General features: G+C 72.8%; 21 protein-coding genes. 8 read left to right on the top strand and 13 right to left on the bottom strand.

The window, feature by feature from the left end; translation table 11 throughout:
* Window positions 1-17: 17 nt before the first annotated feature.
* From ACIQVL_RS26700 to ACIQVL_RS26690, 3 genes are all read right to left on the bottom strand, one after another.
* Window positions 18-1067 (bottom strand): Zn-dependent alcohol dehydrogenase, encoded by a 1050-nt coding sequence (locus tag ACIQVL_RS26700; protein WP_403426851.1) that lies wholly within the window; start codon window positions 1065-1067, stop codon window positions 18-20.
* Window positions 1067-2221, bottom strand: coding sequence for an acyl-CoA dehydrogenase family protein (locus ACIQVL_RS26695; RefSeq protein ID WP_403426850.1), 1155 nt, complete (start codon window positions 2219-2221; stop codon window positions 1067-1069). Before ACIQVL_RS26695 ends, ACIQVL_RS26700 begins: the two co-directional genes overlap by 1 nt.
* 824 nt (window positions 2222-3045) lie before the next feature.
* Entirely contained in the window at window positions 3046-3960 is a 915-nt protein-coding gene (locus ACIQVL_RS26690) for an SDR family NAD(P)-dependent oxidoreductase (RefSeq protein ID WP_403426849.1), read from the bottom strand.
* 86 nt (window positions 3961-4046) lie between these two features.
* On the opposite strand from ACIQVL_RS26690, the gene ACIQVL_RS26685 reads away from it, so the two are divergent.
* Window positions 4047-4982 (top strand): cyclase family protein, encoded by a 936-nt coding sequence (locus tag ACIQVL_RS26685; RefSeq protein ID WP_403426847.1) that lies wholly within the window; start codon window positions 4047-4049, stop codon window positions 4980-4982.
* A gap of 317 nt (window positions 4983-5299) precedes the next feature.
* On the opposite strand, the gene ACIQVL_RS26680 is transcribed toward ACIQVL_RS26685, so the two are convergent.
* The 3 genes from ACIQVL_RS26680 to ACIQVL_RS26670 all read right to left on the bottom strand — a co-directional run bounded on the left by ACIQVL_RS26680 (window position 5300) and on the right by ACIQVL_RS26670 (window position 8339).
* A complete protein-coding gene (locus ACIQVL_RS26680) occupies window positions 5300-5776 on the bottom strand; it encodes an ATP-binding protein (protein ID WP_403427249.1) in 477 nt (158 codons plus the stop codon).
* Between the two features lie 553 nt (window positions 5777-6329).
* Window positions 6330-7202 carry an acyl-CoA dehydrogenase family protein gene (locus ACIQVL_RS26675; protein ID WP_403476530.1) on the bottom strand — a complete coding sequence of 291 codons (873 nt, stop codon included), beginning with the start codon at window positions 7200-7202 and terminating at the stop codon, window positions 6330-6332.
* A gap of 6 nt (window positions 7203-7208) precedes the next feature.
* Window positions 7209-8339 (bottom strand): acyl-CoA dehydrogenase family protein, encoded by a 1131-nt coding sequence (locus ACIQVL_RS26670; RefSeq protein WP_403476529.1) that lies wholly within the window; start codon window positions 8337-8339, stop codon window positions 7209-7211.
* A gap of 133 nt (window positions 8340-8472) precedes the next feature.
* Here ACIQVL_RS26670 and ACIQVL_RS26665 point away from each other — a divergent pair, with 133 nt between their 5' ends.
* Entirely contained in the window at window positions 8473-10080 is a 1608-nt protein-coding gene (locus tag ACIQVL_RS26665; protein ID WP_403476528.1) for a class I adenylate-forming enzyme family protein, read from the top strand.
* Here ACIQVL_RS26665 and ACIQVL_RS26660 read toward each other — a convergent pair.
* Window positions 10064-10576 carry an EF-hand domain-containing protein gene (locus tag ACIQVL_RS26660; protein WP_403426839.1) on the bottom strand — a complete coding sequence of 171 codons (513 nt, stop codon included), beginning with the start codon at window positions 10574-10576 and terminating at the stop codon, window positions 10064-10066. The two genes, ACIQVL_RS26665 and ACIQVL_RS26660, sit on opposite strands and share 17 nt — an antisense overlap.
* Before the next feature lie 167 nt (window positions 10577-10743).
* On the bottom strand, window positions 10744-11118 hold the full coding sequence (locus ACIQVL_RS26655) for an STAS domain-containing protein (RefSeq protein WP_403426838.1): 375 nt from the start codon (window positions 11116-11118) through the stop codon (window positions 10744-10746).
* Window positions 11119-11498: 380 nt separating this feature from the next.
* Here ACIQVL_RS26655 and ACIQVL_RS26650 point away from each other — a divergent pair, with 380 nt between their 5' ends.
* Both ACIQVL_RS26650 and ACIQVL_RS26645 read left to right on the top strand, forming a co-directional pair.
* Window positions 11499-12080 (top strand): sigma-70 family RNA polymerase sigma factor, encoded by a 582-nt coding sequence (locus tag ACIQVL_RS26650; RefSeq protein WP_352356103.1) that lies wholly within the window; start codon window positions 11499-11501, stop codon window positions 12078-12080.
* Complete coding sequence (locus tag ACIQVL_RS26645; RefSeq protein ID WP_403476527.1) at window positions 12077-13357, top strand: MDMPI N domain containing protein; 1281 nt, start codon at window positions 12077-12079, stop codon at window positions 13355-13357. The genes ACIQVL_RS26650 and ACIQVL_RS26645 overlap by 4 nt, the downstream gene beginning before the upstream one ends.
* A gap of 203 nt (window positions 13358-13560) precedes the next feature.
* Here ACIQVL_RS26645 and purU read toward each other — a convergent pair whose 3' ends face one another.
* On the bottom strand, window positions 13561-14445 hold the full coding sequence (gene purU / locus ACIQVL_RS26640) for a formyltetrahydrofolate deformylase (protein ID WP_403426834.1): 885 nt from the start codon (window positions 14443-14445) through the stop codon (window positions 13561-13563).
* A gap of 63 nt (window positions 14446-14508) precedes the next feature.
* Window positions 14509-14955, bottom strand: a complete 447-nt coding sequence (locus ACIQVL_RS26635) for a hypothetical protein (RefSeq protein ID WP_403426832.1) — start codon at window positions 14953-14955, stop codon at window positions 14509-14511.
* A 172-nt stretch (window positions 14956-15127) separates the two neighbouring features.
* Between ACIQVL_RS26635 and ACIQVL_RS26630 the strand changes: the two genes are divergently transcribed.
* Window positions 15128-16444 (top strand): ABC transporter substrate-binding protein, encoded by a 1317-nt coding sequence (locus ACIQVL_RS26630; protein WP_403426830.1) that lies wholly within the window; start codon window positions 15128-15130, stop codon window positions 16442-16444.
* Between the two features lie 48 nt (window positions 16445-16492).
* Here the strand turns inward: ACIQVL_RS26630 and ACIQVL_RS26625 are convergent, their stop codons facing one another.
* Both ACIQVL_RS26625 and ACIQVL_RS26620 read right to left on the bottom strand, forming a co-directional pair.
* Window positions 16493-18115: a hypothetical protein gene (locus tag ACIQVL_RS26625; RefSeq protein ID WP_403476526.1), complete on the bottom strand. Its 1623-nt coding sequence runs from the start codon at window positions 18113-18115 to the stop codon at window positions 16493-16495.
* Window positions 18116-18314: 199 nt separating this feature from the next.
* Window positions 18315-19700 carry a transcriptional regulator gene (locus ACIQVL_RS26620; protein ID WP_351484207.1) on the bottom strand — a complete coding sequence of 462 codons (1386 nt, stop codon included), beginning with the start codon at window positions 19698-19700 and terminating at the stop codon, window positions 18315-18317.
* Window positions 19701-19974: 274 nt separating this feature from the next.
* Here ACIQVL_RS26620 and ACIQVL_RS26615 point away from each other — a divergent pair, with 274 nt between their 5' ends.
* The 3 genes from ACIQVL_RS26615 (at window position 19975) to ACIQVL_RS26605 (ending at window position 23265) form a co-directional block, all read left to right on the top strand.
* Window positions 19975-20637 (top strand): bifunctional DNA primase/polymerase, encoded by a 663-nt coding sequence (locus ACIQVL_RS26615; RefSeq protein ID WP_403426826.1) that lies wholly within the window; start codon window positions 19975-19977, stop codon window positions 20635-20637.
* 265 nt (window positions 20638-20902) lie between these two features.
* Window positions 20903-21676: an ABC transporter ATP-binding protein gene (locus tag ACIQVL_RS26610; protein ID WP_393811329.1), complete on the top strand. Its 774-nt coding sequence runs from the start codon at window positions 20903-20905 to the stop codon at window positions 21674-21676.
* Window positions 21673-23265 carry a transporter gene (locus ACIQVL_RS26605; protein WP_403426825.1) on the top strand — a complete coding sequence of 531 codons (1593 nt, stop codon included), beginning with the start codon at window positions 21673-21675 and terminating at the stop codon, window positions 23263-23265. Before ACIQVL_RS26610 ends, ACIQVL_RS26605 begins: the two co-directional genes overlap by 4 nt.
* Window positions 23266-23570: 305 nt before the next feature.
* Here ACIQVL_RS26605 and ACIQVL_RS26600 read toward each other — a convergent pair whose 3' ends face one another.
* The gene (locus ACIQVL_RS26600) at window positions 23571-24431 is read right to left on the bottom strand and encodes an alpha/beta fold hydrolase (protein WP_403476525.1); all 861 of its coding nucleotides are present in this window, start codon (window positions 24429-24431) and stop codon (window positions 23571-23573) included.
* Window positions 24432-24724: the final 293 nt, after the last annotated feature.

Here is a 24724-nt window from a genome sequence, read left to right as displayed (position 1 = left end):
AACTCCGTGCGGGCTCCCTAGAACGTGAGCACCCCCCGTGCCACGCGCCCCGCCTCCGCGTCGGCGCGGGCCTTCTCGAAGTCCTCCACCGGGTACGTCTCGGTCACCAACTCGTCGAGCAGCAGGCTGCCCTGGCGGTACAGGCCGGCGTAGAGGGCGATGTCGTGCTGCGGGCGTGAGGAGCCGTACCGGCAGCCCAGGATGGACTTGTCGAGGAACATGGAGGCGACCGCGAAGGACGCCTCGGCGGTGGGGGCGGGCATGCCGAGGAGGACGGCCTGGCCGTGCCGGTCGAGGAGGTCGACGGCCTGCCGGACCAGCTCGACCCGGCCGACGCACTCGAAAGCGTGGTCCACTCCCGTCGGCAGCAGGTCCTTCACGCCGTCCGTCGAGGTCAGGAAGTCGGTCGCGCCGAACTGCCGGGCCGCCTCTTCCTTGGCCGGGTTGGCGTCCACGGCCACGATCCGCAGCGCACCGGCGATCCGCGCGCCCTGGATGACGTTCAGGCCGATCCCGCCGGTGCCGATGACCAGGACGGTGTCGCCGCGGTCGACACGGGCGCGGTTCAGGACGGCGCCCACCCCGGTCAGCACCCCGCATCCGATGAGGGCGGCCGACGTCAGGGGGATGTCCTTCGGGATCCGTACCGCCTGCACGGCCTTGACGACCGTCCGTTCCGCGAAGGCCGAGTTGCACGCGAACTGGTACACGGCCCGCCCACCGCGCAGGAACGGCTGCTGCGGGCGCCCTATGGCCTTGCGGCACATGGTGGGCCGCCCCCGGTCGCAGTCGGCGCAGGCACCGCAGTTGGCGAGCGTGGACAGGGCGACATGGTCCCCCGGCGCCACATGGGTGACGCCCACACCGACCGCCTCCACCACTCCCGCGCCCTCATGCCCGAGCACCACGGGAACGGGGAAGGGTATGGTCCCGTCCACCACGGACAGATCGCTGTGGCACAGCCCGGCCGCGGACACCGCGACCAGCACCTCACCCGCCCCCGGCTCCCGCACGTCCAGATCGTCGACGACCTGCACCTGTTTCCCGTCGAACACGACTCCGCGCATCACGACTCGACCCCCTTCGGTTCCCTCGGCAGACCGAGCACCCGCTCGGCGATGATCGTGCGCTGGACCTGGTCCGAGCCGCCGTAGATGGTGTCGGCCCGGGAGAAGAGGAACAGGTGCTGGGCGGCGTCCAGTTCGTACGGCGCGGCGGCGGACCAGCCGGCCGGGCCGACGCTCGCGGCCGCGCCCCGCACCAGCACGGCGAGTTCACCGAGCCGCTGGTGCCAGCCGGCCCACAGCAGCTTGGCCACACTGGGCGCGCCGGGTTCGGCGGCCGAGTTCCCGAGCGTCCGCAGGGCGTTCCACCGCATCACCCGCAACTCGGCCCACAGCCGCACCAGCCGCTCCCGTACGACGGGATCGTCGACGGCCCCGCTCCGCACGGCGTCCCGCACCACCCGCCCCAGCTCCTGCGCGAACCCGATCTGCTGGGCGAGCGTGGACACCCCGCGCTCGAACCCGAGCAGGCTCATCGCGACGCGCCATCCGTTGCCCTCACCGCCGACGACGTGCTCCACGCGCGCGTGCGCACCGTCGAAGAAGACCTCGTTGAAGTCGCTGGTGCCGGTCAGCTGCCGGATCGGGCGGACCTCGATGCGGCCCGGCTGGTCCATGGGCACGAGCAGGAAGCTGAGCCCGTGATGGCGCCGCGAGCCCGCCTCGGTGCGCGCCAGCACGAAGCACCAGTCGGCCTCGTGGGCGAGCGAGGTCCAGATCTTCTGCCCGCTGATGCGGTACCCGCCCGCCTCCCGCACCGCCGCCGTCCGCACCCCGGCCAGATCGGATCCCGCGCCGGGTTCGCTGTACCCCTGGCACCAGAGCTCCGCACCGGCGGCGACGGCCGGCAGGAACCGCGCCTTCTGCTCCGCACTGCCGTGCGCGATGAGCGTCGGAGCGAGCAGGTTCTCCCCGATGTGCCCGGACCGCGGCGGCGCGGCCGACCGCGCGTACTCCTCGGCCCAGGCGACCTGCTGCGTGAGCGTCGCGGTCCGGTTCCCGTACCCGCCCTCCGCCCACCCGATCCCGATCCACCCGTCGGCCCCCAGGGTGCGCTCCCAACCGCGCCGGTCCACGCCGACTCCGGCATGCGCACCGAGCCAGTCCCGGACCTCACTGCGAAACACCTCATCCTCCGGCGCTACGCCGAAATCCACGGTGACCTCCAGAGATGCGTGGGGGGGAGTTGGGGCCGTACGAAACCCGCCGGCCACCACCGCCGTGGCTGATCGCCGTCGCGGCGGAAAGAAGAGAGGGCCGACAAGGTGCCCAAACCAGCACCCCAACGGCCGGAAACCGCAAACACCAACGCAAACAGCCGCCCCAAGCGCGCAAACAACCACGGCACCGCCGCACCCGAGCACCCATCGCAACCCGCCGAGGGGCGCGGGGAACTGCGCGAACAACCACGGCGATGCCGCAGTCGCCCGCCCACCGCACTCCCCCAAGGGCCGCAAGGGACCGCACGAACAACCACAGCGACGCCACACCCACACACCCACCGCACCCCCCAAAGCGGCGCGAGGAACCACGCAAACCACCACAGCACCGCCGCACCCGCCCACCCACCGCAACCCCCCAAAGGGGCGCGAGGAACCACGCAAACCACCACAGCGACGCCACACCCACCCACCCACCGCACCCCCCAAAGCGGCGCGAGGAACCACGCAAACCACCACAGCACCGCCGCACCCGCCCACCCACCGCAACCCCCCAAAGGGGCGCGAGGAACCACGCAAACCACCACAGCGACGCCAACCCACCCACCCACCGCACCCCCCAAAGCGGCGCGAGGAACCGCGCAAACCACCACAGCGACGCCGCACCCACCCACCCACCGCAACCCCCCAAAGGGGCGCGAGGAACTGCGCAAACCACCACGGCGACGCCGCAGTCGCCCGCTCGCCGCAACCCCCAACGGCGGGTGGGCGTCCGGCCCTCACCCGTCCGCGATCGCCGGACCACACACGGCCCACCCCCCTTACGCGTTCGGCCGGCTTCCCGTTCGCGCGGCCGACTCCATCGCCGCCAGCCGCGCCAGCATCGGCATCGGATCAGTCCCCACGCTCCCCGGCAGCGCCTCGGCGATCCGTTCCGGTGTCCAGGAGCCCCCGTCGGCGTACGCGGCGCGCAGCTCCCTCGGCTGGGCCCAGACCGCGATCTTCGGGCCGGCCACGGTGTAGACCTGCCCGGTGATCCCCGCGTCCCGCGCCGCGTCCGACAGCAGGTAGACCACGAACGCGGCCACGTCCTCCGGTTCGCCGATCTCGGTCAGTTCCGTCGGGACGCCCGCCGACATCCGGGTCCGGGCCACCGGCGCCACCGCGTTCGCGGTCACCCCGTACTTGTGGAGGCCGAGCGCCGCGCTCCGGACCAGGGAGATGATCCCGCCCTTGGCCGCGCTGTAGTTGGCCTGCGAGACCGAGCCCTGGTGGTTGCCGCTGGTGAAGCCGATCAGCGTGCCGGCCCGCTGGGCGCGCATCACCGCCGACGCCGCCCGGAACACCGTGAACGTGCCCTTGAGATGGGTGGCGACCACCGGGTCCCACTCCTCCTCGGCCATGTTGAACAGCATCCGCTCGCGCAGGATCCCCGCCACGCACACGACCCCGTCGAGTCGGCCGTACGACGACAGCGCCGTGTCCACGACCCGCTGCCCGCCGGCCATCGTGGAGATGTCGTCGGCCACGGCGACCGCGTCCCCGCCCGCCGCCTCGATCTCCTTGACGACGGCCTCGGCGACCTCGCTGGTGGGCGAGGCTCCGTCGACCGAGACGCCGTAGTCGTTGACGACGACCTTCGCCCCCTCGGCCGCCGCGGCCAGCGCGACCGCCCGTCCGATACCGCGGCCCGCGCCGGTCACGGCGACGACCTTGCCTGCCAAGAAGTTCCCCACGCCCGGCCCCTTCCCGCGTTTTCTGACGGACCGTTAGATTTTATGACCCGTCAGATGTGCGGACACAAGGCCTGGGGAGGACCCAGATGTCACTGCCGGCGCTTCATCCCGCGTTCCACGACATCGCCAAGCGCGTCAACAACTGGGGGCGCTGGGGCACCGACGACGAGATCGGCACGCTGAACCTGATCACGGACGAAGTGGTGCGGGAAGCCGCGGCGACCGTCCGCAGCGGGCGGCGCGTGCCGCTCGCCCTTCCCCTGCGGGAGGACGGGGTGCAGACCGGGATGATCCCCGGGCGGGTCAACCCGCTGCACGCCATGGTGCAGATCAACCAGGAGCTCTTCGGTCCCGGGACGGTCGCGTGCAGCGACGACGCCGTGACCATGGGCCTGCAGGCCGGCACCCACTGGGACGCGCTCACCCATGTCTCGCACTCGGGGAAGCTCTACAACGGCCGCCCGGCGGGCACAGTGACCGCGCACGGGGGTGCCGAGTTCTCCGGGATCGACAAGGCGCGGCACATCGTCTCGCGCGGGGTGCTGCTGGACGTGGCACGCGCGCGTGGCGTGGACCGGCTGGCGGGCGGGCACGCGGTCACCCCGGAGGACCTGGACGCGGCCGAGGAGCTCGCGGGGACGCGCGTCCGGGGCGGTGACATCGTCCTCGTGCGGACCGGGCAGGTGCAGGTCTACCTCGCCGGGGACAGGCACGGGTACGGCTACCCGTCGCCGGGCCTCTCGGTGCACACCCCGGAGTGGTTCCACGCGCGCGACGTGGCCGCCGTCGCGAACGACACCCTCACGTTCGAGATCTTCCCGCCCGAGATCGAGGACCTGTGGCTGCCCGTGCACGCCCTGGACCTGGTCGAGATGGGGATGCTGCAGGGGCAGAACTGGAACCTCGAAGAGTTGTCCACAGCCTGTGGAGAAACCGGCCGGTACGCGTTCCTGCTGTCGGCGATGCCCGAGCCGTTCGTCGGGGCGACGGGTACTCCGGTCGCCCCCGTGGCCGTCCTGTGAACGGCACCCCGCGGGAAGCCGGTGTCACGCCCGAGGGGGCGTGACACCGGCCCTCCCCCATTCCCCCCACACCCGGACGACTGCGCGCACCGGCCCGCCCCGAGCCCGGTCCCGCGCGCCGCCGTCCGGCTCGACCCACACTCGACGAGGGCGTCCGTCAGCCGGACCCTCGCCGTCCCCTCGCGGCGAATCGCAGACCTCAAGCGTGAGCAAATGGTCACAAGGCGTCAACACCCGTGCGGAGTTATGCGACTTATGCCCCGGTTCACCATGGGCGCGCACGGATGCAAACCCCGGCGCATGACCGCACACCGGGATCACACCGCCTCGAAGGCCAGCCCTTCGTACGAGGCCAGCCCGCCCCCGTACGCCACCGCGGCGCCCTGCCTGGTCTCCGAACAGCGGTCGAGTTCGCACCAGATGCGCTTGCCGGCACCTTCGGGGCTCCAGCCCCAGCGGTCGGCGAGCCCGTCGACGAGGGCGAGGCCACGGCCACCGGTCGCGTCGCCGTCGGCGCACCGCGGCACCGGCGCGCGGTCGCTGGCGTCGGCGACCTCCAGCCGTACGGTGGCCGACGCGTCCGCGCCGACGCGGTCCGCGCCCGGCAGCGAGAGCCGCAGCACGGCCGGACAGCCGGTGTGCACCACGGCGTTGGTGACCAGCTCCGAGACGAGCAGGATCAGCGTCTCGGCCAGCGGCTCGTCCGCCGCTATACCGGACCCGGCGAGGCGCGAGCGAGCCCACCTTCTCGCCCGCCCCACCTCCGTGGGGTCGGGCCGGATCTCCAGCTGCACTTGAAGCACCTGCACCGCTCACACCATCCGAACCGGCGGACACATGAACCCGCGCCGAACCCGGGCCACGACGGGGGTCGCGACCGCGAGGACGGCGAGGGCCACGATCGTAGCCATTTTCTGCATGGCCAGAACAACAGCCAGAGCAAGGGTCACGGAACGTGATTCCCTTACGCGACAGCATGGTTGACGTACAGTCACCCCAACAAGCGCTTCGGGCATATTCCAGCGCGAAGGAGTACGCCTGCGGCATACTGTGCGACGCTCGCGGCGGGGAGTCGAACAAGCGGGGGCGCAAGCCCTTACCGCCCTGCGAGCGGCGGTACGCACCCCGAGCGGCGGGGCCGCCTCGACGGCACCGCCGGCATGGCTCGTCCTCGGAACCACTCGCATCCCACAGAAGGTACCCGAGCGGACAGCCGACTCCAGGCCGTGACGAGTCACGCGTTGGACACAACCCGGTATCAACGCTCAGTGATTCCGGTATGCCACAATCCGCGACATCCCGGCCGCCCGAACCCATGATTCCGCAGGCCAGAGGCGTTTCGAACGCTCAGCCGAGCAGCTCCGCGGCAAGCATTTCCTCACTCTCCGCATTCACTCCACCACGCTGCGCCCGCACCCATGTCCGTTTCAGATGCAGATGCACCTCGGACTCCCACGTGAAGCCCATCCCGCCGTGCACCTGGAGGCAGTCCCGGGCACCGCGCCCCGCGGCCTCGTCGGCGAGCAGCCGGGCCGCCGCGATGTCCACGGGGTCGGCGGTGACGGCGGCGGCGTAGACGGCGGCCCGCGCGGTCTCGGCGCGCACCAGCATCTCCGCGCACAGGTGCTTGACCGCCTGGAACGCCCCGACGGGCCGGCCGAACTGCACACGCGTGCGGGCGTGTTGCACGGCCAGCTCGCACGCGCGCGTGGCCGTGCCGAGCTGCTCGGCGGCGGTGAGCAGCACGGCGACCGGGTCGGGCGGCCCGGAGACCGGTGCCAGAACCCGGTGCAGGGGTGTCAACGGGTCCACCGAGCGCACCGGCACGGCCCCCGACGCGTCCCCGGTCACCGCGTCCGCCTCGGCCAGCCACTCCACCAGGCCGCCGTCCACGCGGGCCACCACGGTCTCCCCGGTGGCCGCGCCGGGCACGTCGGCCGCCGCCAGGTGGGTGGCCACCAGCGGGCCGGGCAGCAGCGCCCGCCCCGCCTCCTCGAACACCAACACGGCTTCCGGCAGCCCGAGTCCGACCCCGCCGTCGGCCTCCGGCAGCCGCAGCGCGAAGAACCCGGCGGCCCCCAGCTCCCGCCACAGACCCCGGTCGAGACCTCCCGGCCCGTCGGCGGCCGCCCGCAGTGCCGCGCCGTCGAACCGGCGCCCGAGCAGCTCCCGCATGCCCTCCCGCACCGCCTCCTGGTCACGGGTCAGTCGAAAGCGCACGTCCGCTCACCGCCCCTTCGGCAGCCCGAGGATCCGCTCGGCCACGATGTTCCGCTGGATCTGCGAGGTCCCGGCCGCGATGGTGTACGAGAGCGAGGAGAGCCGGTCGAGGACCCACGGCCGGTCCAGGTCGAGCGCGTCGGGCCCGAGCACGGCGGCCGCCGCGTCGTACAGCTCCTGGCGCGCGTGCGAGTAGCGCAGCTTGAAGACGGAGCCTCCGACGCCCGGCACGCCCCTGCCCTCCGCCTCGCTGACGTTCCACTGGGTGAGCCGCCACAGCGCCCGGAACTCGGCGTGCAGGCGGCCGAGGCGGCGGCGCAGCTCGGGGTCGTCCCAGGTGCCGTTGGCGTGCGCCGCGCGCGCGAGGTCGCCGAGCACCCGGCGGCAGGCGACGACCTCGCCGACGAAGGCGGTGCCGCGCTCGAAGGAGAGGGTCACCATGGTGACGCGCCAGCCGTCGTTCTCGGCGCCGACCCGGTTGGCCGCCGGTACCCGCACCTCGTCGAGGAACACCTCGGCGAACTCGTGGGACCCGGCGAGCGTGCGCAGCGGCCGTACGGTGATGCCCCGCGCGGCCATGGGCATGGCCAGCCAGGTGATGCCCCGGTGCCTGGGCGCCGCCGGGTCCGTGCGCACCAGCAGCTCGCACCAGTCGGCGACCTCCGCGTGCGAGGTCCAGATCTTGGAGCCGCTCACCACGTAGTCGTCGCCGTCCCGCCACGCGCGCGTGCGCAGCGCGGCCAGGTCGGAGCCGGCGTCCGGTTCGCTGAAGCCCTGGCACCACACCTCGTCGCCGCGCAGGATCGGCGCCAGCCAGCGGGCCCGCTGCGCCTCGGTGCCCTCGGCGGCGATGGTGGGACCCGCGTGCAGCAGGCCGACGAAGTTGGCGCCCACATAGGGCGCGCCGGCCTTCTCGGTCTCCTCCAGGAAGATCAGCCGCGTGGTGGGGGACGCGTCCCAGTGGACGTCGGCGTACCCGGCGTCGTACAGCGTGCGCTGCCAGCCGAGGTCGTAGGCGCGGCGGCCCGGCCAGTCCGCCGGGCCCGGCTTCGGCGGGAGACCGGGCAGCACCTTGGCGAGCCACTCCCGCAGCCGGGCCCGGAAGTCCTCCTCCTCGGGCGTGTAGGACAGGTCCACCGGCAGACACCCCCACGGAACTGATGGCTCGTCAGATCTCGCAGGCTAGCCCCGCACCCCTGGACCGGCAAGGCACCAGGACCTACGATCTGACGCCTCGTCAGTTCCGTGGTCCGCTGGGCAGGGGGACGCCATGAACACCACCGCACACGAGCTGAGTACCTCCCGCACCCTCTGGGACCTGGTCGCCCGCCGTGCCGAACTCACCCCCGGCCGGCCGGTGTTCCTCCAGGGCGACCGCGTCCTCTCCTTCGGCGGCCTGCGCGCGCGTGCCGAACGCGTCGCGGCCGGGCTGTACGGCATGGGCATGCGCCCCGGCACGGTCGTCGCCTGGCAGCTGCCGACCCGGATCGAGACGGCCGTGCTGTCCTTCGCGCTGGCCAGGCTCGGCGCCGTGCAGTCCCCCGTCATCCCCTTCTACCGGGACCGCGAGGTCGGCTTCGCGCTGCGCGAGTCCAGGGCCGAGTTCTTCGCGGTGCCGGGCGTGTGGCGCGGCTTCGACCACACGGAGCTGGCGCGGCGGCTCGGCGCCAAGGGGATCTTCGAGGCGTACGACGAGCTGCCCGACGGCGATCCGGCCGTGCTGCCCGCCCCGCCCGCCGAGGGCACCTCGGTGCGGTGGATCTACTGGACCTCGGGAACCACCTCGGACCCCAAGGGCGTGCTGCACACGGACCGTTCGCTCATCGCGGGCGGTTCGTGCCTCGCCCACGCGCTGCGGCTCACGGCGGACGACGTGGGCTCGATGGCGTTCCCGTACGCGCACATCGCCGGCCCCGACTACACGGTGATGCTGCTGCTGTACGGCTTCCCCGCTGTGATGTTCGAGCAGTTCGCGCTGCCGGACGCGCTGCCCGAGTACCGCAGGCACGGGGTGACGGTGGCCGGCGGGTCGACGGCGTTCTACTCGATGTTCCTGGCCGAGCAGCGCAAGCAGCCCGGGGTGCCGGTGATCCCCTCGCTGCGGCTGCTGGCCGGCGGCGGGGCGCCCAAGCCGCCGGAGGTGTACCACGCGGTGGTGCGCGAGATGGGGGTGCAGCTGACGCACGGGTACGGCATGACCGAGGTGCCGATGATCACGATGGGGGCGCCGGACGACACCGCGGAGAACCTGGCGACGACCGAGGGCAGGCCGCCGGAGGGCATGGAGATCCGGATCGCGGAGGGCGGCGAGGTGCGGCTGCGCGGGGAGGCGGTGTGCCAGGGGTACCTGGACCCGGCGCAGTCGGCCGCGGCCTTCGACGAGGAGGGCTTCCTGCGCACCGGCGACCTGGGCCGGGTGACCGGGACCGGCCATCTCGTCCTCACCGGGCGGCTCAAGGACGTGATCATCCGCAAGGGCGAGAACATCTCCGCGAAGGAGATCGAGGACCTGCTCGCCGCGCACCCGGCGGTGGCCGACGCGGCGGTGGTCGGACTGCCGGACGCGGAGCGCGGGGAGCTGGTCTGCGCCGTGGTCGAACAGCGGCCGGGGACGGTCGCGCTGACGCTCCCGGCGGTGGTGTCGTACCTGCGGGCGGAAGGGCTGTCGGTGCACAAGCTGCCGGAGCGGCTGGAGGTGGTGGACGCCCTTCCGCGCAACGAGACGCTGCGCAAGGTGCTCAAGTACAGGCTGCGCGAGCGCTTCTCCGAGACTCCGGACCCGGCCCCCGCTCCGGCTCCGGCCCCGGCCCCGGCCCCCGCTCCGGCTCCGGCTCCGGCCCCGGCCCCGGCTCCGGGGAGCCCTACTCCGGGATCGTGAAGTAGCGGGCGAACGCCGGGACGATCTCGGCCTCCGCCACGTTCCCGTCGCCGTCGGTGTCGAGGCCCGACGCGATCGCCTGCGCGAGTTCGGGAGCGACCCCGAGGACGCGCAGCACGCGCGCGGTGTCGGCGACGGTCGCCGTGCCGGTGCCCGCGGTGTCCGCGAGGGCGAGGGCGGCGTGCAGGAAGGGGCGGGCGATCTCGCCGAACCGCTCCGGGTTGTCGTGCAGCCGCTTGACCGCGCCGCTCACGAACTCCTGGCGGGTGATGCGCTGGTCGCCGTCCCGGTCCGCCATGCCGGCCATGCCCTGCCAGAAGGCCTCCGCGCCCGCGTACAGGGCCTGGCCCTTGTCGGAGCGGGCGGGGGCGTCGAACTCGGCGAGCAGTGCCTTGGCCGCCGAGTTGAAGTCCTCGCGGTCGATCCAGCCGTTGCCGTCCTGGTCGAAGGTTGCGAACCGGGCGGCGATCCGTCGCTCGTACTCGGTGCTGACCATGTGTGTTCGGGCCGCCTTACGTGACGTGGGGGTTCATCTCGCATGGGAGCGTACGACGCGGCGGCGGCCGGAGAGCGGGAAAACGACGGTTGTGCCAAGACCGGGGGAATTCCGCGACAACAACGTGGCACGGTCGTAATCGTCGGCTATGGGCGTGCGACAGGCGGCTAGGCCGACAGCGGGTCCTCCTCGTCGGTGGTCGCGCTGTCGATGTCGGCGTAGACGTCGAAGAGCCGTCGTACACCGAGGGCGCCGAGGACCCGGTTGACGTGAGAACCGTCACTCGCGCCCTGGGCGGGCAGTATCAGCCGCAGCCGGCCCCGGCAGGAGCGGATCAGACGGCGGGCGGCGATGAGGACGCCGACCCCGCTGGAGTCGCAGAAGAAGACGTCGGACAGGTCGAGGACCAGACTGTGGTGCCCGTCGGCGACCACGTCGTGCACCCGCTGGCGCAGCGCCGGCGAGGTCACCAGGTCCAGTTCGCCCGACACCTCGAGCACGGCCCACTCGCCCTGTTCGTCGCCGGTCACCTTGAAAGCCACGGCTCAGCCCTCCGCTCGCCGGATCTCCGGAACCGCCCGGAAACGGAGCGCGTTCCTACGCTTCTTCTCGCGCGGCTGCCCAGCGGCCGTTCCCCGAAACCCCCGATGACAAACGAGCACCGATCGCGGAAGGTCTTGTTTCGGTCATGGTCAGTCCTGTTCGATCAGGAACGGAAGGTTTGACCGGAGACGAGGGTGAGAGCCGAGAAGTACCGGGAGCGGACCGGAAGCGGACCGGGGGCGTCCGGGAGTGCCCACTACCACCCGCGGCCCGTCAGGGGGCGTGCATTGCCATAAAGGGGCGTGCGTCCTCCGACGTGCCGACTACATTCGAGGTGACGGTGCAGACACGCTGGACACGGACACGGGGAGGGGGCCGCATGGCGAAGAAGGACGCACCGCCCCGCTGGGACCGCAAGATGCAGCAGCGGCTCGCCCGCGGCGAGGCGGCCGCCCTCGGTGAGCTGTACGACCGCTTCGCCTCGCTCGTGCACGGTCTCGCGCACCGCGTCCTCGGGGACGAACGGGCCGCCGACGGCATAACCCGCGAGGTCTTCGCCCAGGTCTGGGAGCACCCCGACGCCTACGACCCCCGGCAGGGGCCGTTGCGCTCCTGGCTCGCCGCACTGGCCCACCGGCTCGCCGTGCAGCGCCTGCGGGCCACCGAGACCGCCGCGCTCGCCCCCGGCGACAGCGGCTCCCCGGAGGCCGCCGAGGAGCTGGAGCACAAGGTGCGGCGGGCGTCCGTCGCGGCCCGCGCGGACTACATCGTGCACTCCATGCCGGCCCCGTTGCGCGCCGCCCTGGAGCTCGCCTACTTCCAGCGCCGCGACTACCGGCAGACCGCGGTGGACCTCGGCGTCACCGAGGACGAGGCCCGCCGCCGGCTGCGCCTGGGCCTGCAACTGCTGTCCACCGCGCACGATGCCGGGACGCCACCGGGATACGGAGGTGGGCGGTGACCGGCGCCGAGTTCTCCGGGGCGCACGACGGCAGCGGCTCCGGGGACGGTGACGTGCCGCGGGACGGCGACGGCACCTTCGGCCGGCAGCCGCGCATACCGCTGCCCCGGGCCTCCGTCGAGGACGGCGGGCAGCCGCTGCCCGAGCCGGCCGGCCCGCCGCCCGTACCGCTGGAGCTGTCGCACGACGTCCTGAAGTCGCTGCTCGGGGCGTGGGCGCTGGCCGCGTGCTCGGCGGCGGAGTCCCTCACCGTCGAGGCCCACCTCGGGGACTGCGGGGCCTGCGCGGACGAGGCGCGGCGGCTGCGCGAGGCGGTCGGCCTGCTGCACCAGCCGGAGAGCCTGGACCTCGACCCGGGCCTGCGCACCCGGGTCCTGGAGGCCTGCCTGGACCGCCGCCCGGCCAGGATCCCGGTCCCCGCCTGGGCGGCGCCCTACGACGCGGAGACCGCCCGCCTGGACGCCCTGCTCCAGGACATCGGCGACGCGGAGTGGCACGCGCCGGTGCGGCTGCGCTGGTTCGACGGCGAGGCGGCGGCGACCCGGCGTACGACGGTCGCCGGAGTGATCGCGCACCTGCTGACCGTCGACGGGCTGGTGGCGACCGCGCTGGGCCTTGAGGACCCGCTCGGAGAGGCCCGCGTACAGGGCCCGGCCGCCCGCACCGAGGCGTTCTGGCAGGCCTCGCACTTCCCGCCGACGCGTGGGGTGCGGGTGCCCTGGCGGGAGCAGAGCCACCGGCTCGTGCAGACCGTCTCCTTCACCGGCGGCGGCGCCGGGCGCCTCGGGGTGTCGTACAGCGACTTCGAACTGCCCCTGCACGACGCGATGCTGGACCGCGCCTTCGAGTGCTGGGTGCACGCGGAGGACATCGCGGACGCGGTGGACTACCCCTACGCGCCGCCGGCCCCCAGGCACCTGTACCGGATGATCGACCTCGCGGCCCGGATGCTGCCCGCTGCGCTGGCCGAGCGCCGGCGAGCGGGGCTGGCGTCGCCCGGCCAGACTCCCCACCTGGTCCCTGCGGGACGGCCCGGCCGCAGCCTGCGGCTGGAGATCGAGGGCAACGGCGGCGGCCAGTGGCTGATCCCGCTGGACTCGCCGGGGGCGGTGGGCTCGGCGGAGTTCGAGGTGGCCCACGTGGCGCTGGACGACGTGGAGTTCTGCCGGCTGGCCGCGGGGCATGTTCCGCCGGAGGAGGCGGCCGCGGGGCAACTGGGCGACCGGGCCGCGATCAGGGACGTACTGTTCGCCGCCGCGAGCCTGAGCCGGATGTAGGAGCGTGCGCCCGAGGGGCGGGGTGGTCCTGTCGTACGGCGGCTGCGGGTGGTTCGTGGCTGGTCGCGCAGTTCCCCGCGCCCCTGAAGGGGCGCACCGCAGCACCCATTTCTTTCAGGGGCGCGGGGAACTGCGCGAACGGCCCCCACGCGCCCGCAGCCGCCGTCGCACGGGAACCGGCCCGCCCCTCGCGCGCACTGCCGTCAGGCGAAGACGACCGTCCGTCGGCCGTTGAGGAGGATGCGGCGCTCCGCATGCCACTTCACCGCCCGCGCCAGCGCCTGGCACTCCACGTCGCGGCCGATCGCGACCAGTTGGTCGGGGGTGACGTCGTGGCCGACCCGCTCGACCTCCTGCTCGATGATCGGGCCCTCGTCCAGGTCCGCCGTGACGTAGTGCGCCGTCGCACCGATCAGCTTCACGCCCCGCGCGTGCGCCTGGTGGTACGGCTTCGCACCCTTGAAGCTCGGCAGGAACGAATGGTGGATGTTGATGATCCGGCCGCTCAGCTGCTTGCACAGGTCGTCCGAGAGGACCTGCATGTAGCGGGCCAGGACGACCAGCTCGACGTCCTGCTCGCGGACGAGGGCGAGCAGTTGGGCCTCGGCGTCGGCCTTCGTCTCCTTCGTCACCGGGATGTGGTGGAAGGGGACGTGGTACGACTCCACCAGCTCCGCGAAGTCGGTGTGGTTGGAGACCACGGCCGCGATGTCCACCGGGAGCGCGCCGATGCGGGCGCGGAAGAGCAGGTCGTTCAGGCAGTGGCCGAACTTGCTGACCATGAGGACGATGCGCATCCGCTCGTCGGCCCGGTTGATCTGCCAGTCCATGTGGAAGGAGTCACCGATCGCCGCGAAGCTCGCCCGCAGCTTGTCGACCGTCACCGGCGCGTCCGCCGAGAAGTGCACCCGCATGAAGAACAGACCCGTGTCGTGGTCCCCGAACTGCTGGCTGTCCTCGATGTTGCAGCCGGTCATGAACAGGTAGCTCGACACGGCGTGCACGATGCCCTTTTTGTCCGGGCACGAGAGCGTGAGGACGTACTGGTCGGCCGGGGCGGCCTGGACTCGGGTGGACTGATCGGTCATGCACCACAGAATCTCATGCCCCGCCCGCCCCGGCGGTTCCTGTCCGCGACGCGGACCGGCGGCTCAGGCGGCCCGCGTCATGATCCGCAGCACGTCGAGACTGCGCGGCGGGATGTCCGGGTCGTCGCCGTCGCTCGCCGCCAGGCGTATGTGCGCGTCCCGGGCGGCGCGGACCGCCTCCGGCCACCCCTGGTGGTCGAGGTACGCGGAGACCGGCGCGTCCGGCCCCACCTGGTGCATGATGCGCAGCACCCGCAGCACGGCGGTGTCGACGAGCGCCGCCTCCTGCGAGTCGCGGAATATCGTCCCGACGTACTTCTCCGCCGACCAGTTGTCCAGCCAGGTGTCCTCGACCAGCCGGTAGACCGCGTCGGTCACGTCGCCGTACCCCTCCTGCCCGGCCAGCCAGACGTTCCGCTGGAAGTCCGGGTCGGAGAGCATGTGCAGCGCGGAGCGCACATTGCTGCGCCAGCGCCACCATGGCATGTCGTTGAGTGGCATGCCGCCCATGGTGGAGGAGCGACGGCCGCGACGGGAAGAGTTCTCCGAACCTTGCACGGTCGTCGATCGTACGTTCCTCGTCACACACCCTTAACCGGCCCCCCGTAATTCACCTGCACGTCGCCCCTCGTTGACCATGGGTCACTTCCAGGTTAGCGATGTGGCGGAATCGTGCGTGTCCATGACCGGCAGGCGCCCCACCCCCAGCACCACCCCCAGCAGCATCCTTCCCGCGACCCACCGGCGCGTCAGAGCAACCGCTCTGTCCGCCGTGGCCATGACGGCCTGTGCCACGCTCGCGGCCGGCTGCGGTGTCATCCCAGGACTGTCCACCTCGACGGACGACGCGATCAAGGTGATGACCTGGGCGCCGCAGGGAACCAGCGCCACCAACAAACCCGGCATGCCCGCCATGGCCGCCGCCTACGTCAAGTGGATCAACTCCGAGGGCGGCATCCACGGCCACAAGCTCAAGCTCCTCACCTGCAACGACCACAACACCAGCGTGGGCGCCGCCAACTGCGCGCAGCGCGCCGCCGACGAGAACGTCGTCGCCGTGGTCGGCTCCTACAGCCAGTTCGGCGACTCCTACTTCGCCCCGCTGGAGGGCGCGGCCATCCCCTACATAGGCGGCTACGGGGCGTCGAACGAGGAGTTCACCAGTCCCGTCTCCTACCCGGTCAACGGCGGCTCGCTCACCCTGCTCGCCGGACTCGGGGAGGCGCTGGCCGACTCCTGCGGCCCGGTCACCCTGGTCCGCCCGGACTCCATCGCCGGCGACCAGCTGCCCCAGCTGCTCGACTCGGGCCTGCACGCGGGCGGCCACGCCAAGGCGATCGACCAGCTCGCGGCCGAGGACCTCACCGAGTACGACCAGCAGTCGCAGAAGGCACTGGAGAGCGCCACCTCGGGCGAGGGGAAGACGGGCTGCGTGGTGCCCGAGCTCGGCGACCGCACCGCCACCTTCATGGACAACTTCCAGCGGGCCCGCCAGGACTACCCGAAGGTGAAGACGGCCGCCGAGGTCGGCAGCGTCGACCAGACGGTGATCAACTCCACCGGCGGCGCGGCCGGCCCGTACGAGGGGTCGTACATCACCGGCTGGTACCCGGTCGCCTCGGACCAGCGCTGGGACGAGATGAAGAAGGTCATCAGCAAGGAGGCCTTCGGCGACAACCGGATCGACCCGGCCGACGCCGGGGTGCAGACCACCTGGATCGCCTACAAGGTCCTCACCGCCACGCTGGAGAAGATCGGCGACGGCGAGGTCAGCACCGACAGTGTGCGGCACACCCTCAACGACGGCCTGAAGGTCTCCACCGGCGGCCTCACCCCGTCCCTGTCCTGGCCCTACCAGGGCAAGCTGGCCGCGGCCGGCTTCGCCCGGCTGGTCAACGCCGACGTGAACGTCCAGACCGTCAGGAGCGGCCTGCTGCAGTCGGCGAACAAGCAGGCCCTGGACATGACCAAGATCCTGGAGAACGCCGACCTCAGCTGACCGGCGCGCGCGCCCGCAGGCGCCGGCCGGCCGGCTGACGTCACAGCGTCACAGCTGGGTCGGCTGCCGCTGGGTCAGTCCGTACTTGCTCGCGATCGTGTTCCACAGCGCGGCCGCCTTCACCTTCTGGCTGCTGGCGGTGCCGCTCTCCCGGTTGCCGGCGGCGGTCTGGCCGGTGGTGCGGGCCTGGTCCTTGCGGCAGCCGTGCTTGCCCTTGGCCTGGTCGGCCCAGGCCGCGTAGTGGTTGTCGGCGTTCGCGGAGGCCTGCCAGGCCCGGGTGAGCGCGGTGGTCAGCTCGGCGTTGCCCGGCAGCTTGTCGACGGACAGCTTCGACAGGCGGGTGACCAGGGCGGCGCGCTGCTGGGCGGCGTTGCGCAGGTCGGAGGCGGAGCCGTCGAGGTTCTTGCACTGCTTGACCTGGGCGACCGCGTTGATCACCGAGGCCCGGCTGCTGCCGCTGTCGGCGAGCAGCTTGTCCAGGGCGACGGCCTGCGCCTTCGCGGGGTCGGTCGCGCCCGACGAGGAGCCGTCGGAGGCCGGGGCGGACGCGGCCACCGTCTTGCTGGCGTCGTCCGAGTCCCCGCCGCCCCCGCTGAACATGGCCCCGGCGCCGATGCCGAGCACGGCGATGCCGATCCCGACCGCCGCGATCAGCGGCACCTTCGATCTGCCGCGGCCGCCCCGGCCGCCACCGTCGTCGTCGCGGTCGTACGACGCCGGGGGCGGGGTGTACGCGGGCGGCTGCTGGTAGCCGCCCTGGGGCTGCTGCTGGAAGCGCGGCAGCTGGGCCGTGGACGCGGCCGGGTGCTCGCCGCCGGGCGCGCTGCGGAAGAGGTTGTCGAACTCGGCGGGCGGCTGGCGGTCGCCGCCGCCCTGCGCGCCGGCGGCCGGGTACGGCGCGATGTACTGCGTGGCCTCGGCGTCGGAGTGCGCGGCGGCGGGCCGACCGCCGAGGTAGGCGGTCTGCTCGTGGGACATCTCGGGCGGCAGCGCCCCTGGACCCACCGGCGGTATGAGCTGGGTGGCCCCCTCGGGACCCGCGGGCACCGGCGGTATGAACTGCGTGGCGCCCTCGTCCACCGGCGCGGCGGGCACCGGCGGTATGAACTGGGTCGCGCCCTCGTCGGCGGGCGGCAGCGCACCGCCGTAGCCGCCGTGGCCCCCCTGCGGGACGGCGGGCGGCAGCGCGGCGCCGGAAGCGCCGTAGGGGTCCTGGCCGGCGGCCGGGGGCAGCGGGGCGCCGTACGGCTGCTGGGGCTGGGAGGCGCCGTAGCCGTACGACTGCTCGTAGCCGCCGCCGTACGACGGGGTGGGCGCACCCTCCGGCGGGAGCGCACCGGTGCCGGGGGCCTGGGCCCGCACCGCCTGGTCGGTGTGGGCCTGGGCAGCGTGCGACTGGGCGCTCCAGGCGGCCGGGAGCTGCTCCGGGGCGGCCCACTCCTGGCCGGCCGCCTGCGGCCAGCCCTGGCCGGTCTGCTGGGGCTGCGGGTTCTGGTGGCCGGGACCCCACGGCTGACCCCAGGACTGGCCCTCGGGCGGCGCGGCGGCCGGGGCGGGCGGCTGCGCGGCAGGGACCGGGGTGCCCGTCATACCCGGCAGCAGCGGCTCGCCACCGTCGGAGGGCAGCACGATGCCTTCGCGCGCGGGCTCGCCCTGTCCACTCTGCGTCACCGGGACTCCTACTAATGGGGGACCTTGTGAATCGGGCTCACGCTACCGGGTCCCCTCAGCAAGGTGCCACGCAGCCAAGGGCGCGATCTTGATCCCTGTGACAGCAGTAACGGATCCGCCCCGCGGTGCGCTGTATATACCGCTTCCTGCACGGCAAGGTGTGGTTTCCCACACGTTCACGCGGCCGCGGGGCAGGAATTCATGCGGCCGCCTGCAGGTCCAGACGTGCTCCGAACTCCCTGACCACGGGTTCGTCCCGGAACGGCTCCAGCCGCTGCTGGAAGTCCTCCAGGTACTCGGCGCCCCGGTTGGAGCGGACCGTCTCCAGCAGCTCTACCGCCTTCGTCCCGGTGGCGCAGGCCTGTTCGATCTCGCGCTGCTGCACCTGCGCTGTGGCGAGGAGCACATAGCCGATCGCCCGGCGCCGCGCCCGGGTCTCCGGGTGCCCGTCCAGCGACTGCTGCGCACACCTGGCGGCCGCCTCGGCCTGGCCCAGGTCGCGGTGGCAGTGCGCCAACTCGTCGGCCAGATAGGCCTCGTCGAAGTGCCTGATCCACGCCGGGTCGTCGCCGGACGCCGGGTCGGCCGCCTCCATCGCCGACACCGCCCGCCCGGACGCCAGCTGCGCCGACCGCACATCGCCCAGCAGGGCGTGGCCGCGGGCCTCGGCCGCGAAGAACATCGCCTCCGCGCGCGGGGTCACGCGACCCCGCGCCCCCTCCTGCGCCGCCCGCGCCAACTGGGCGATCTCGCGCGGGTTTCCGAGCTGCGCGGCGAGGTGGCTCATGGAGGAGGCGAGCACGTAGCCGCCGTAGCCGCGGTCGCCCGCCGCCTGGGCGAGGCGCAGCGACTGGATGTAGTACCGCTGGGCGAGCCCGGGTTGGCCGGTGTCGACGGCCATGTACCCGGCCAGCTCGGTGAGCCGGGCGACCGCCGCGAACAACTCCCGCCCCACGGACTCCCGGTAGGAGCCGGCCAGCAGCCCGGAGACGACACTGTTGAGGTAGTGCACGACGACCGGGCGCACATGCCCGCTGCCGAACTGGTGGTCGAGGTCGGTGAGCGCCTGCGTCATCGCCTTCACAGCTGCGACGTCCGACTGCCCGACCCGCGGCCCCGCCTGCCGCGCCACCTGCGCGTCCGGCGCCGAGATCAGCCAGTCCCGGCTGGGCTCCACCAGCGCGGACGCGGCGACCGACGAACCGGACAGGAAGTCCCGGCGGCCCACGTCACTGCGCCACAGCTCGCAGACCTGCTCGATGGCTCCCAGCACGGTCGGCGAGAACTGCAGGCCGACGCCCGAGGCGAGGTTCTTGCCGTTGGCCATGCCGATCTCGTCGATCGTGACCGTGCGGCCCAGCTTGCGCCCCAGCGCCTCGGCGATGATCGCGGGCGCCCGGCCCCGCGGCTGCTGGCCGCGCAGCCAGCGCGCCACGGACGTCTTGTCGTACCGCAGGTCGAGACCGTGCTCGGCGCCGCACATGTTGACCCGGCGGGCCAGCCCGGCGTTCGAGCACCCCGCCTCCTGGATGAGCGCCTGCAACCGTTCGTTCGGCTGCCGCGCGACAAGCGGCCTTGCGGCCATGGCGTACCCCCTGCGAACTCCCTGTAGGGAAAAGATCCGGCCTTTGCGATCACTGCCCAGCGGACATACCGAAAATGCGGGACATGCGAGGATTGCCGGGTAACAGCAGCGGAATCACGGGTACGGCCGCCGCCAACCCCCCACATGTGACTACCCGCTCACGCCCCGGTTCCTCCTGCGCGCCCCCACACATGCATCCATGCGCCCCAGTTGCGGAAAAGATGCTCCTCCCCCGCGCGCGTTACGCCCGTAACTCCAGGTGGGTGCGGGAGTTGTGTTGAGCGTGGAAGAGACGATCGCCGGCGCCGAAGCCGCTCAGATTCCGAAGCAGCGCGGGGAATCGCTGCTGGAGACCGCCGTACGCTACGCCGAGGAGCGCCACTGGGACGTCTTTCCCGGCACCTGGCTGGAAGCGGTCGAGGGGGTGCAACGCTGCTCCTGCGGGGAGGTCGCGTGCGGCGCGCCCGGCGCGCACGCAGCGCGCCCGGACTGGGCGACGCAGGCGACCGGTAGTGCGACGGTGGCGCGCCGGATGTGGCAGAAGCAGCCGACGGCGTCGATCCTGCTGCCGACGGGACGTACCTTCGACGCGCTGTCCGTCCCGGAGACGGCGGGGTTTCTCGCGCTGGCGCGCATGGAGCGGATGGAGCTGACGCTGGGTCCGGTGACGCTGACGCCCGACCGCCGGATGCAGTTCTTCGTTCTTCCCGGGGCGTCGGTGAAGGTGCCGGACCTGGTCCGGAAGATCGGCTGGTCACCGGCGTCGCTGGACCTCACGGCGCTCGGGGAGGGGGCCTACGTCCCTGCTCCGCCGACGCGGTACGGGTCGCGGGGGGCCGTGCAGTGGGCCTGCCGGCCGACGGCCGCGAACCGGTGGCTGCCGGATGCGGAGGAGCTGATCTCGCCGTTGGCGTATGCGTGCGGGAGGGATCGGTAGGGCGCCTGCCGGGCTGCCGGGTGCCTGTTTCGTCGGCGACTGCGGGTGCGTCGTGGCTGATCGCGCAGTTCCTCCCCCAGCCTTCGGCCGGAGGGACCCCCAGCCGCTCCTCTCAAGCCGCGGGCAGTCGTACCTCCCCAGTGCCCCCAGAGCGGCACGGGTGGGCGCTGGGGGTCCCCCGGCCGAAGGCTCGGGGAGGCACCCTGCCGGCGCCGGTGAGCGTCCTCCCCCCAACGTCGGCTCCCACCCACCGTAGGGTTCATCCATGACCGATGCCGTACGTGTTCGTGGGCTCTGGAAACGGTTTGGGCAGCAGGTGGCCGTCGGCGGGATCGACCTGTCGCTGCCCGCCGGGAAGTTCGTCGGGCTGGTCGGGCCCAACGGTGCCGGCAAGACCACCACTCTCTCCATGGTGACCGGGCTGCTCCGCCCGGACCAGGGCTCCGTCGAGGTCGTCGGCCACGACGTGTGGCGGGACCCGGTGGCCGTGAAGGCCCGTATCGGCGTCCTCCCCGAAGGCCTCCGTCTCTTCGAGCGGCTCTCCGGCCGCGAACTGCTCGGCTACTCCGGCCGGCTGCGCGGCCTCCCCGGCGCCGAGGTCGACAAGCGGGCCACCCAGCTCCTCGACGTCCTCGACCTGGCCGGCGCCCAGCACAAACTCGTCGTCGACTACTCGACCGGCATGCGCAAGAAGATCGGGCTCGCCGCCGCTCTCCTCCACAACCCCGAAGTCCTCTTCCTGGACGAGCCGTTCGAGGGCGTCGACCCGGTGTCCGCGCAGACCATCCGGGGCGTCCTGGAGCGGTACACCGGCTCCGGCGCGACCGTCGTCTTCTCCTCCCACGTGATGGAGCTCGTCGAGTCGCTGTGCGACTGGGTCGCGGTGCTGGCGGCCGGGCGGATCCGCGCGACGGGGACGCTGGAGGAGGTACGCGGGGCGCATCCCAACCTCCAGGCCGCGTTCCTCGAACTCGTCGGGGCGAGCGGGCGGGACACGGCCTCCGACCTGGACTGGCTGGGCGGCGGGGCGGCCCGATGACGGACGTGACCGCCACCGTCGTACGGCTGAAGCTGTCGCTGCTGCGCAACGGGCTGCGGCAGTCCGGCGGCCGGCGGGCCGCGTTCGTCGCGTCGGCGGTCGTCGCGCTGCTGTTCGCGGCCCTGCAGCTGCTGGGCCTGGTCCTGCTGCGCGGGCACGCGCACGCTGACGCGGTGGCCGTCCTGGGGGCCGCCGTACTGGCCCTGGGGTGGGCGTTCATGCCGCTGTTCTTCCCGGGCGGCGACGAGACCCTGGACCCGACCCGGCTGGTGATGCTCCCGCTGCGGCCCAGGGCCCTGGTGCGGGCCCTGCTGGCCGCCTCACTGGTCGGCATCGGCCCGCTGTTCAGCCTGTTGCTGCTGGTGGGGTGCGCGGTGGCGGTGGCGCACGGTGCGGCCGGCTACGGCGTCGCGGTCGTCGCCGTGGTCCTCGCGCTGCTGGTCTGCGTGGCCCTCGCACGCGCCGTGGCCACCGCGAACGTCCGGCTGCTCAGCAGCCGCAAGGGACGCGACCTGGCCGTCCTGAGCGGCCTGGTCATCGCCGTCGGGGCACAGCTCGTCAACTTCGGCGCCCAGAGCCTAGGTTCGGCCGGACTCGGCAGGCTCGCGCCGGTGGCCGACGTGGTGCGGTGGCTGCCGCCCGCGTCGGCGATCGGCGCGGTGCATTCGGCGAGCGAGGGGTCGTACGGCACGGCGGTCCTCCAGCTCGGCCTGTCCCTCGCCGCGCTGGCGCTGCTCGTCGGCGCCTGGGCGCGGACGCTGGACCGGCTGATGACCTCGCCGGACGGTTCCACGCTGCAGGCGCCCGACGCGGCCGCCCGGAGCCGTTCACCGGAAGGGGGCGGTCTGGGGCGGCTGCTGCCCGGCGGACGCACCGGTACGGTCATGGCGCGCAGCCTGCGCTACGTCTGGCGCGACCCCAAGACCAAGGCCGCCTGGGTGACCTCGCTGGCCATCGGCCTGATCGTGCCCGTCTTCAACGCCCTGCAGGGCACCGGGTCGATCTACTTCGCGTGCTTCGCCGCCGGGATGCTCGGCATCCAGATGTACAACCAGTTCGGGCAGGACACCTCCGCCTTCTGGATGGTGGCGACGACGATCTCGTCCGCGCGGGACGCCTACGCGGAACTGCGCGGCCGGGCGCTGGCCCTGCTGGTGATCACCCTGCCGTACGCCACCCTGGTGACCGTCCTGACCACGGCCATGCTGGGCGACTGGCCCCGGCTGCCCGAGGTGCTCGGCCTCTCCTTCGCCCTGCTCGGCGCGATGCTGGCGACCGGCGCCTGGACCTCCGCCCGCTTCCCGTACTCCATCCCCCAGGAGGGCCACAAGAACGTCGCCCCCGGCCAGGCCGGCCTCGCCTGGATCGCGATCTTCGGCGGCATGGTCGCGGCGGCCCTGCTCTGCTCCCCCGTCATCGCCCTCACCATCGCGCTGAACGTGAGCGCGGGGGGCGACGAGTGGACCTGGCTGCTGCTGCCGGTGGGGGCCGGTTACGGCGCGGCGATCACCTGGGCGGGGCTGCGCGCGGCGGCCCCGCGCACTTCGGCCCACCTACCGGAAATCCTGACGGCCGTCAGCAGGGGTTAGCCGGGGCACCCCGTCAGGGGGCGGGGGGGGCAGCACCCCGTCAGGGGGCGGGGGGGCAGCACCCCGTCAGGGGGCCGGGAGGCAGCACCCCGTCAGAGGGCCGGGAGGCAGCACCCCGTCAGAGGGCCGGGAGGCAGCACCCCGTCAGAGGGCCGGGAGGCAGCACCCCGTCAGGGCGCGAGGGCAGCCCCCCGTCAGGGGCGCTGGGGGTCCCCCCGGCCGAAGGCTGGGGGAGGAACTGCGCGACCAACCACAACGGACCCGCAGCCGCCTGCATCGCGCGGCACCTGCCCCGTGGGCGCTCTTCACTCCCCCACCCGGTCAAGAAACGGCTCCACAGCCGCCCTCCAGGCCTCAGGCCGGTCATACGGCAACAAGTGACCGGCGTCCGCCACCTCGGCGTACTCCCCCCGGGGGAGCACCCGCACCATCTCCTGCGCCTCCGCGCGCCCCAGCTCCCCGTCCACCCCGCGCACGACCAGCGCGGGGCACGGCACCTGGGCCAGCTCCTCCCAGTGCGCGTCGTACACCCAGGTCTCCCGGGACCTCAGCATCCGCTCGGGGTCGAAGACCGGCCGCCAGCCGTCGGCGCACTCGTGCATCACCTCGGCGTAGAACTCGCCGCGCGCGGGGTTCGGGCGCTCCACCCAGGGATCGTCCTCGCCGAACCACTTGCGTACGTCGGCGAGCGTCGCGAAGGGAACGGGCCAGGCCCTGAACCAGTCGGCCCACTCGCGCTGGGAGGCCGCGCCGAGCGCGGAGGCCCGCATGTCGCAGATGATCAGGCCCCGCACCAGTTCGGGGCGCTTCGCGGCGAGCTGCCAGGCGGTCAGCGCGCCCATGGCGTGGCCGATGAGCACGGCCGGGGCGAGTCCCAGCTGCTCCACGGCGGCCGCCGCGTCCTCGACGTACGCCTCGCGGGTGTAGGCGGCCTGCGGGGGCTTGTCGCTCTGGCCGTGGCCGCGCTGGTCGAGGGCGACGGCACGGTGCCGCCCGGAGAGCCAGCGGGCGGTGGACGCCCAGTGCGAGGCGCGGCCCATCAGGCCGTGCAGTAACAGCACGCCGGGAGACGAGTGGTTCGGATCCTCCGTCTTGGGCGGGTCCGCGAACTCCCAGGCGGCGAGGTGTACGCCGCCGGCTCCTGTCACGTCGATGCGCCGTGCCATGGGCCTGGCACCCCCCTAGCTCCGCGTGCCTAGTGTCGCCTCGTATCGCTTCGTGGTGCTCCGGTACCGCTGCAGACTATCGAACCCCTATTCGAAAATCGGGTTCCTGCGGGCAACACCCCTCATTCGAGTGACCCCTCCCCAGGCATGATCGGCGGCACCGGGGGGATTTGTTCTGCGGGGGGCGGGCCGCTCGGGGAAAACGGTCCGCGGGGATGACCCTGGGAGCTCGGGGCTCCGGGTCAGCACTGGGGAGGACAGGCCCCGGCACCGAAGGGTGCCGGGGCCAATCC

The sequence above is a fragment of the Streptomyces sp. NPDC090499 genome (genome assembly GCF_044769305.1).
In the GTDB taxonomy this organism is placed as follows: Bacteria; Actinomycetota; Actinomycetes; order Streptomycetales; family Streptomycetaceae; genus Streptomyces.
The sequence above is the reverse complement of the archived record's forward strand: the minus strand, read 5'-3'. Positions and strand labels throughout refer to the sequence as shown.

What these genes read in the sequence shown, in the direction of transcription:
- ACIQVL_RS26650 (WP_352356103.1), top strand. Translation starts at nt 11,499, where the DNA reads ATGGCGAAGAAGGACGCACCGCCCCGCTGGGACCGCAAGATGCAGCAG.
- ACIQVL_RS26635 (WP_403426832.1), bottom strand. Translation starts at nt 14,955, where the DNA reads ATGGGCGGCATGCCACTCAACGACATGCCATGGTGGCGCTGGCGCAGC.
- ACIQVL_RS26685 (WP_403426847.1), top strand. Translation starts at nt 4,047, where the DNA reads ATGTCACTGCCGGCGCTTCATCCCGCGTTCCACGACATCGCCAAGCGC.
- ACIQVL_RS26630 (WP_403426830.1), top strand. Translation starts at nt 15,128, where the DNA reads ATGACCGGCAGGCGCCCCACCCCCAGCACCACCCCCAGCAGCATCCTT.
- ACIQVL_RS26610 (WP_393811329.1), top strand. Translation starts at nt 20,903, where the DNA reads ATGACCGATGCCGTACGTGTTCGTGGGCTCTGGAAACGGTTTGGGCAG.
- ACIQVL_RS26700 (WP_403426851.1), bottom strand. Translation starts at nt 1,067, where the DNA reads ATGCGCGGAGTCGTGTTCGACGGGAAACAGGTGCAGGTCGTCGACGAT.
- purU (WP_403426834.1), bottom strand. Translation starts at nt 14,445, where the DNA reads ATGACCGATCAGTCCACCCGAGTCCAGGCCGCCCCGGCCGACCAGTAC.
- ACIQVL_RS26600 (WP_403476525.1), bottom strand. Translation starts at nt 24,431, where the DNA reads ATGGCACGGCGCATCGACGTGACAGGAGCCGGCGGCGTACACCTCGCC.
- ACIQVL_RS26665 (WP_403476528.1), top strand. Translation starts at nt 8,473, where the DNA reads ATGAACACCACCGCACACGAGCTGAGTACCTCCCGCACCCTCTGGGAC.
- ACIQVL_RS26660 (WP_403426839.1), bottom strand. Translation starts at nt 10,576, where the DNA reads ATGGTCAGCACCGAGTACGAGCGACGGATCGCCGCCCGGTTCGCAACC.
- ACIQVL_RS26620 (WP_351484207.1), bottom strand. Translation starts at nt 19,700, where the DNA reads ATGGCCGCAAGGCCGCTTGTCGCGCGGCAGCCGAACGAACGGTTGCAG.
- ACIQVL_RS26605 (WP_403426825.1), top strand. Translation starts at nt 21,673, where the DNA reads ATGACGGACGTGACCGCCACCGTCGTACGGCTGAAGCTGTCGCTGCTG.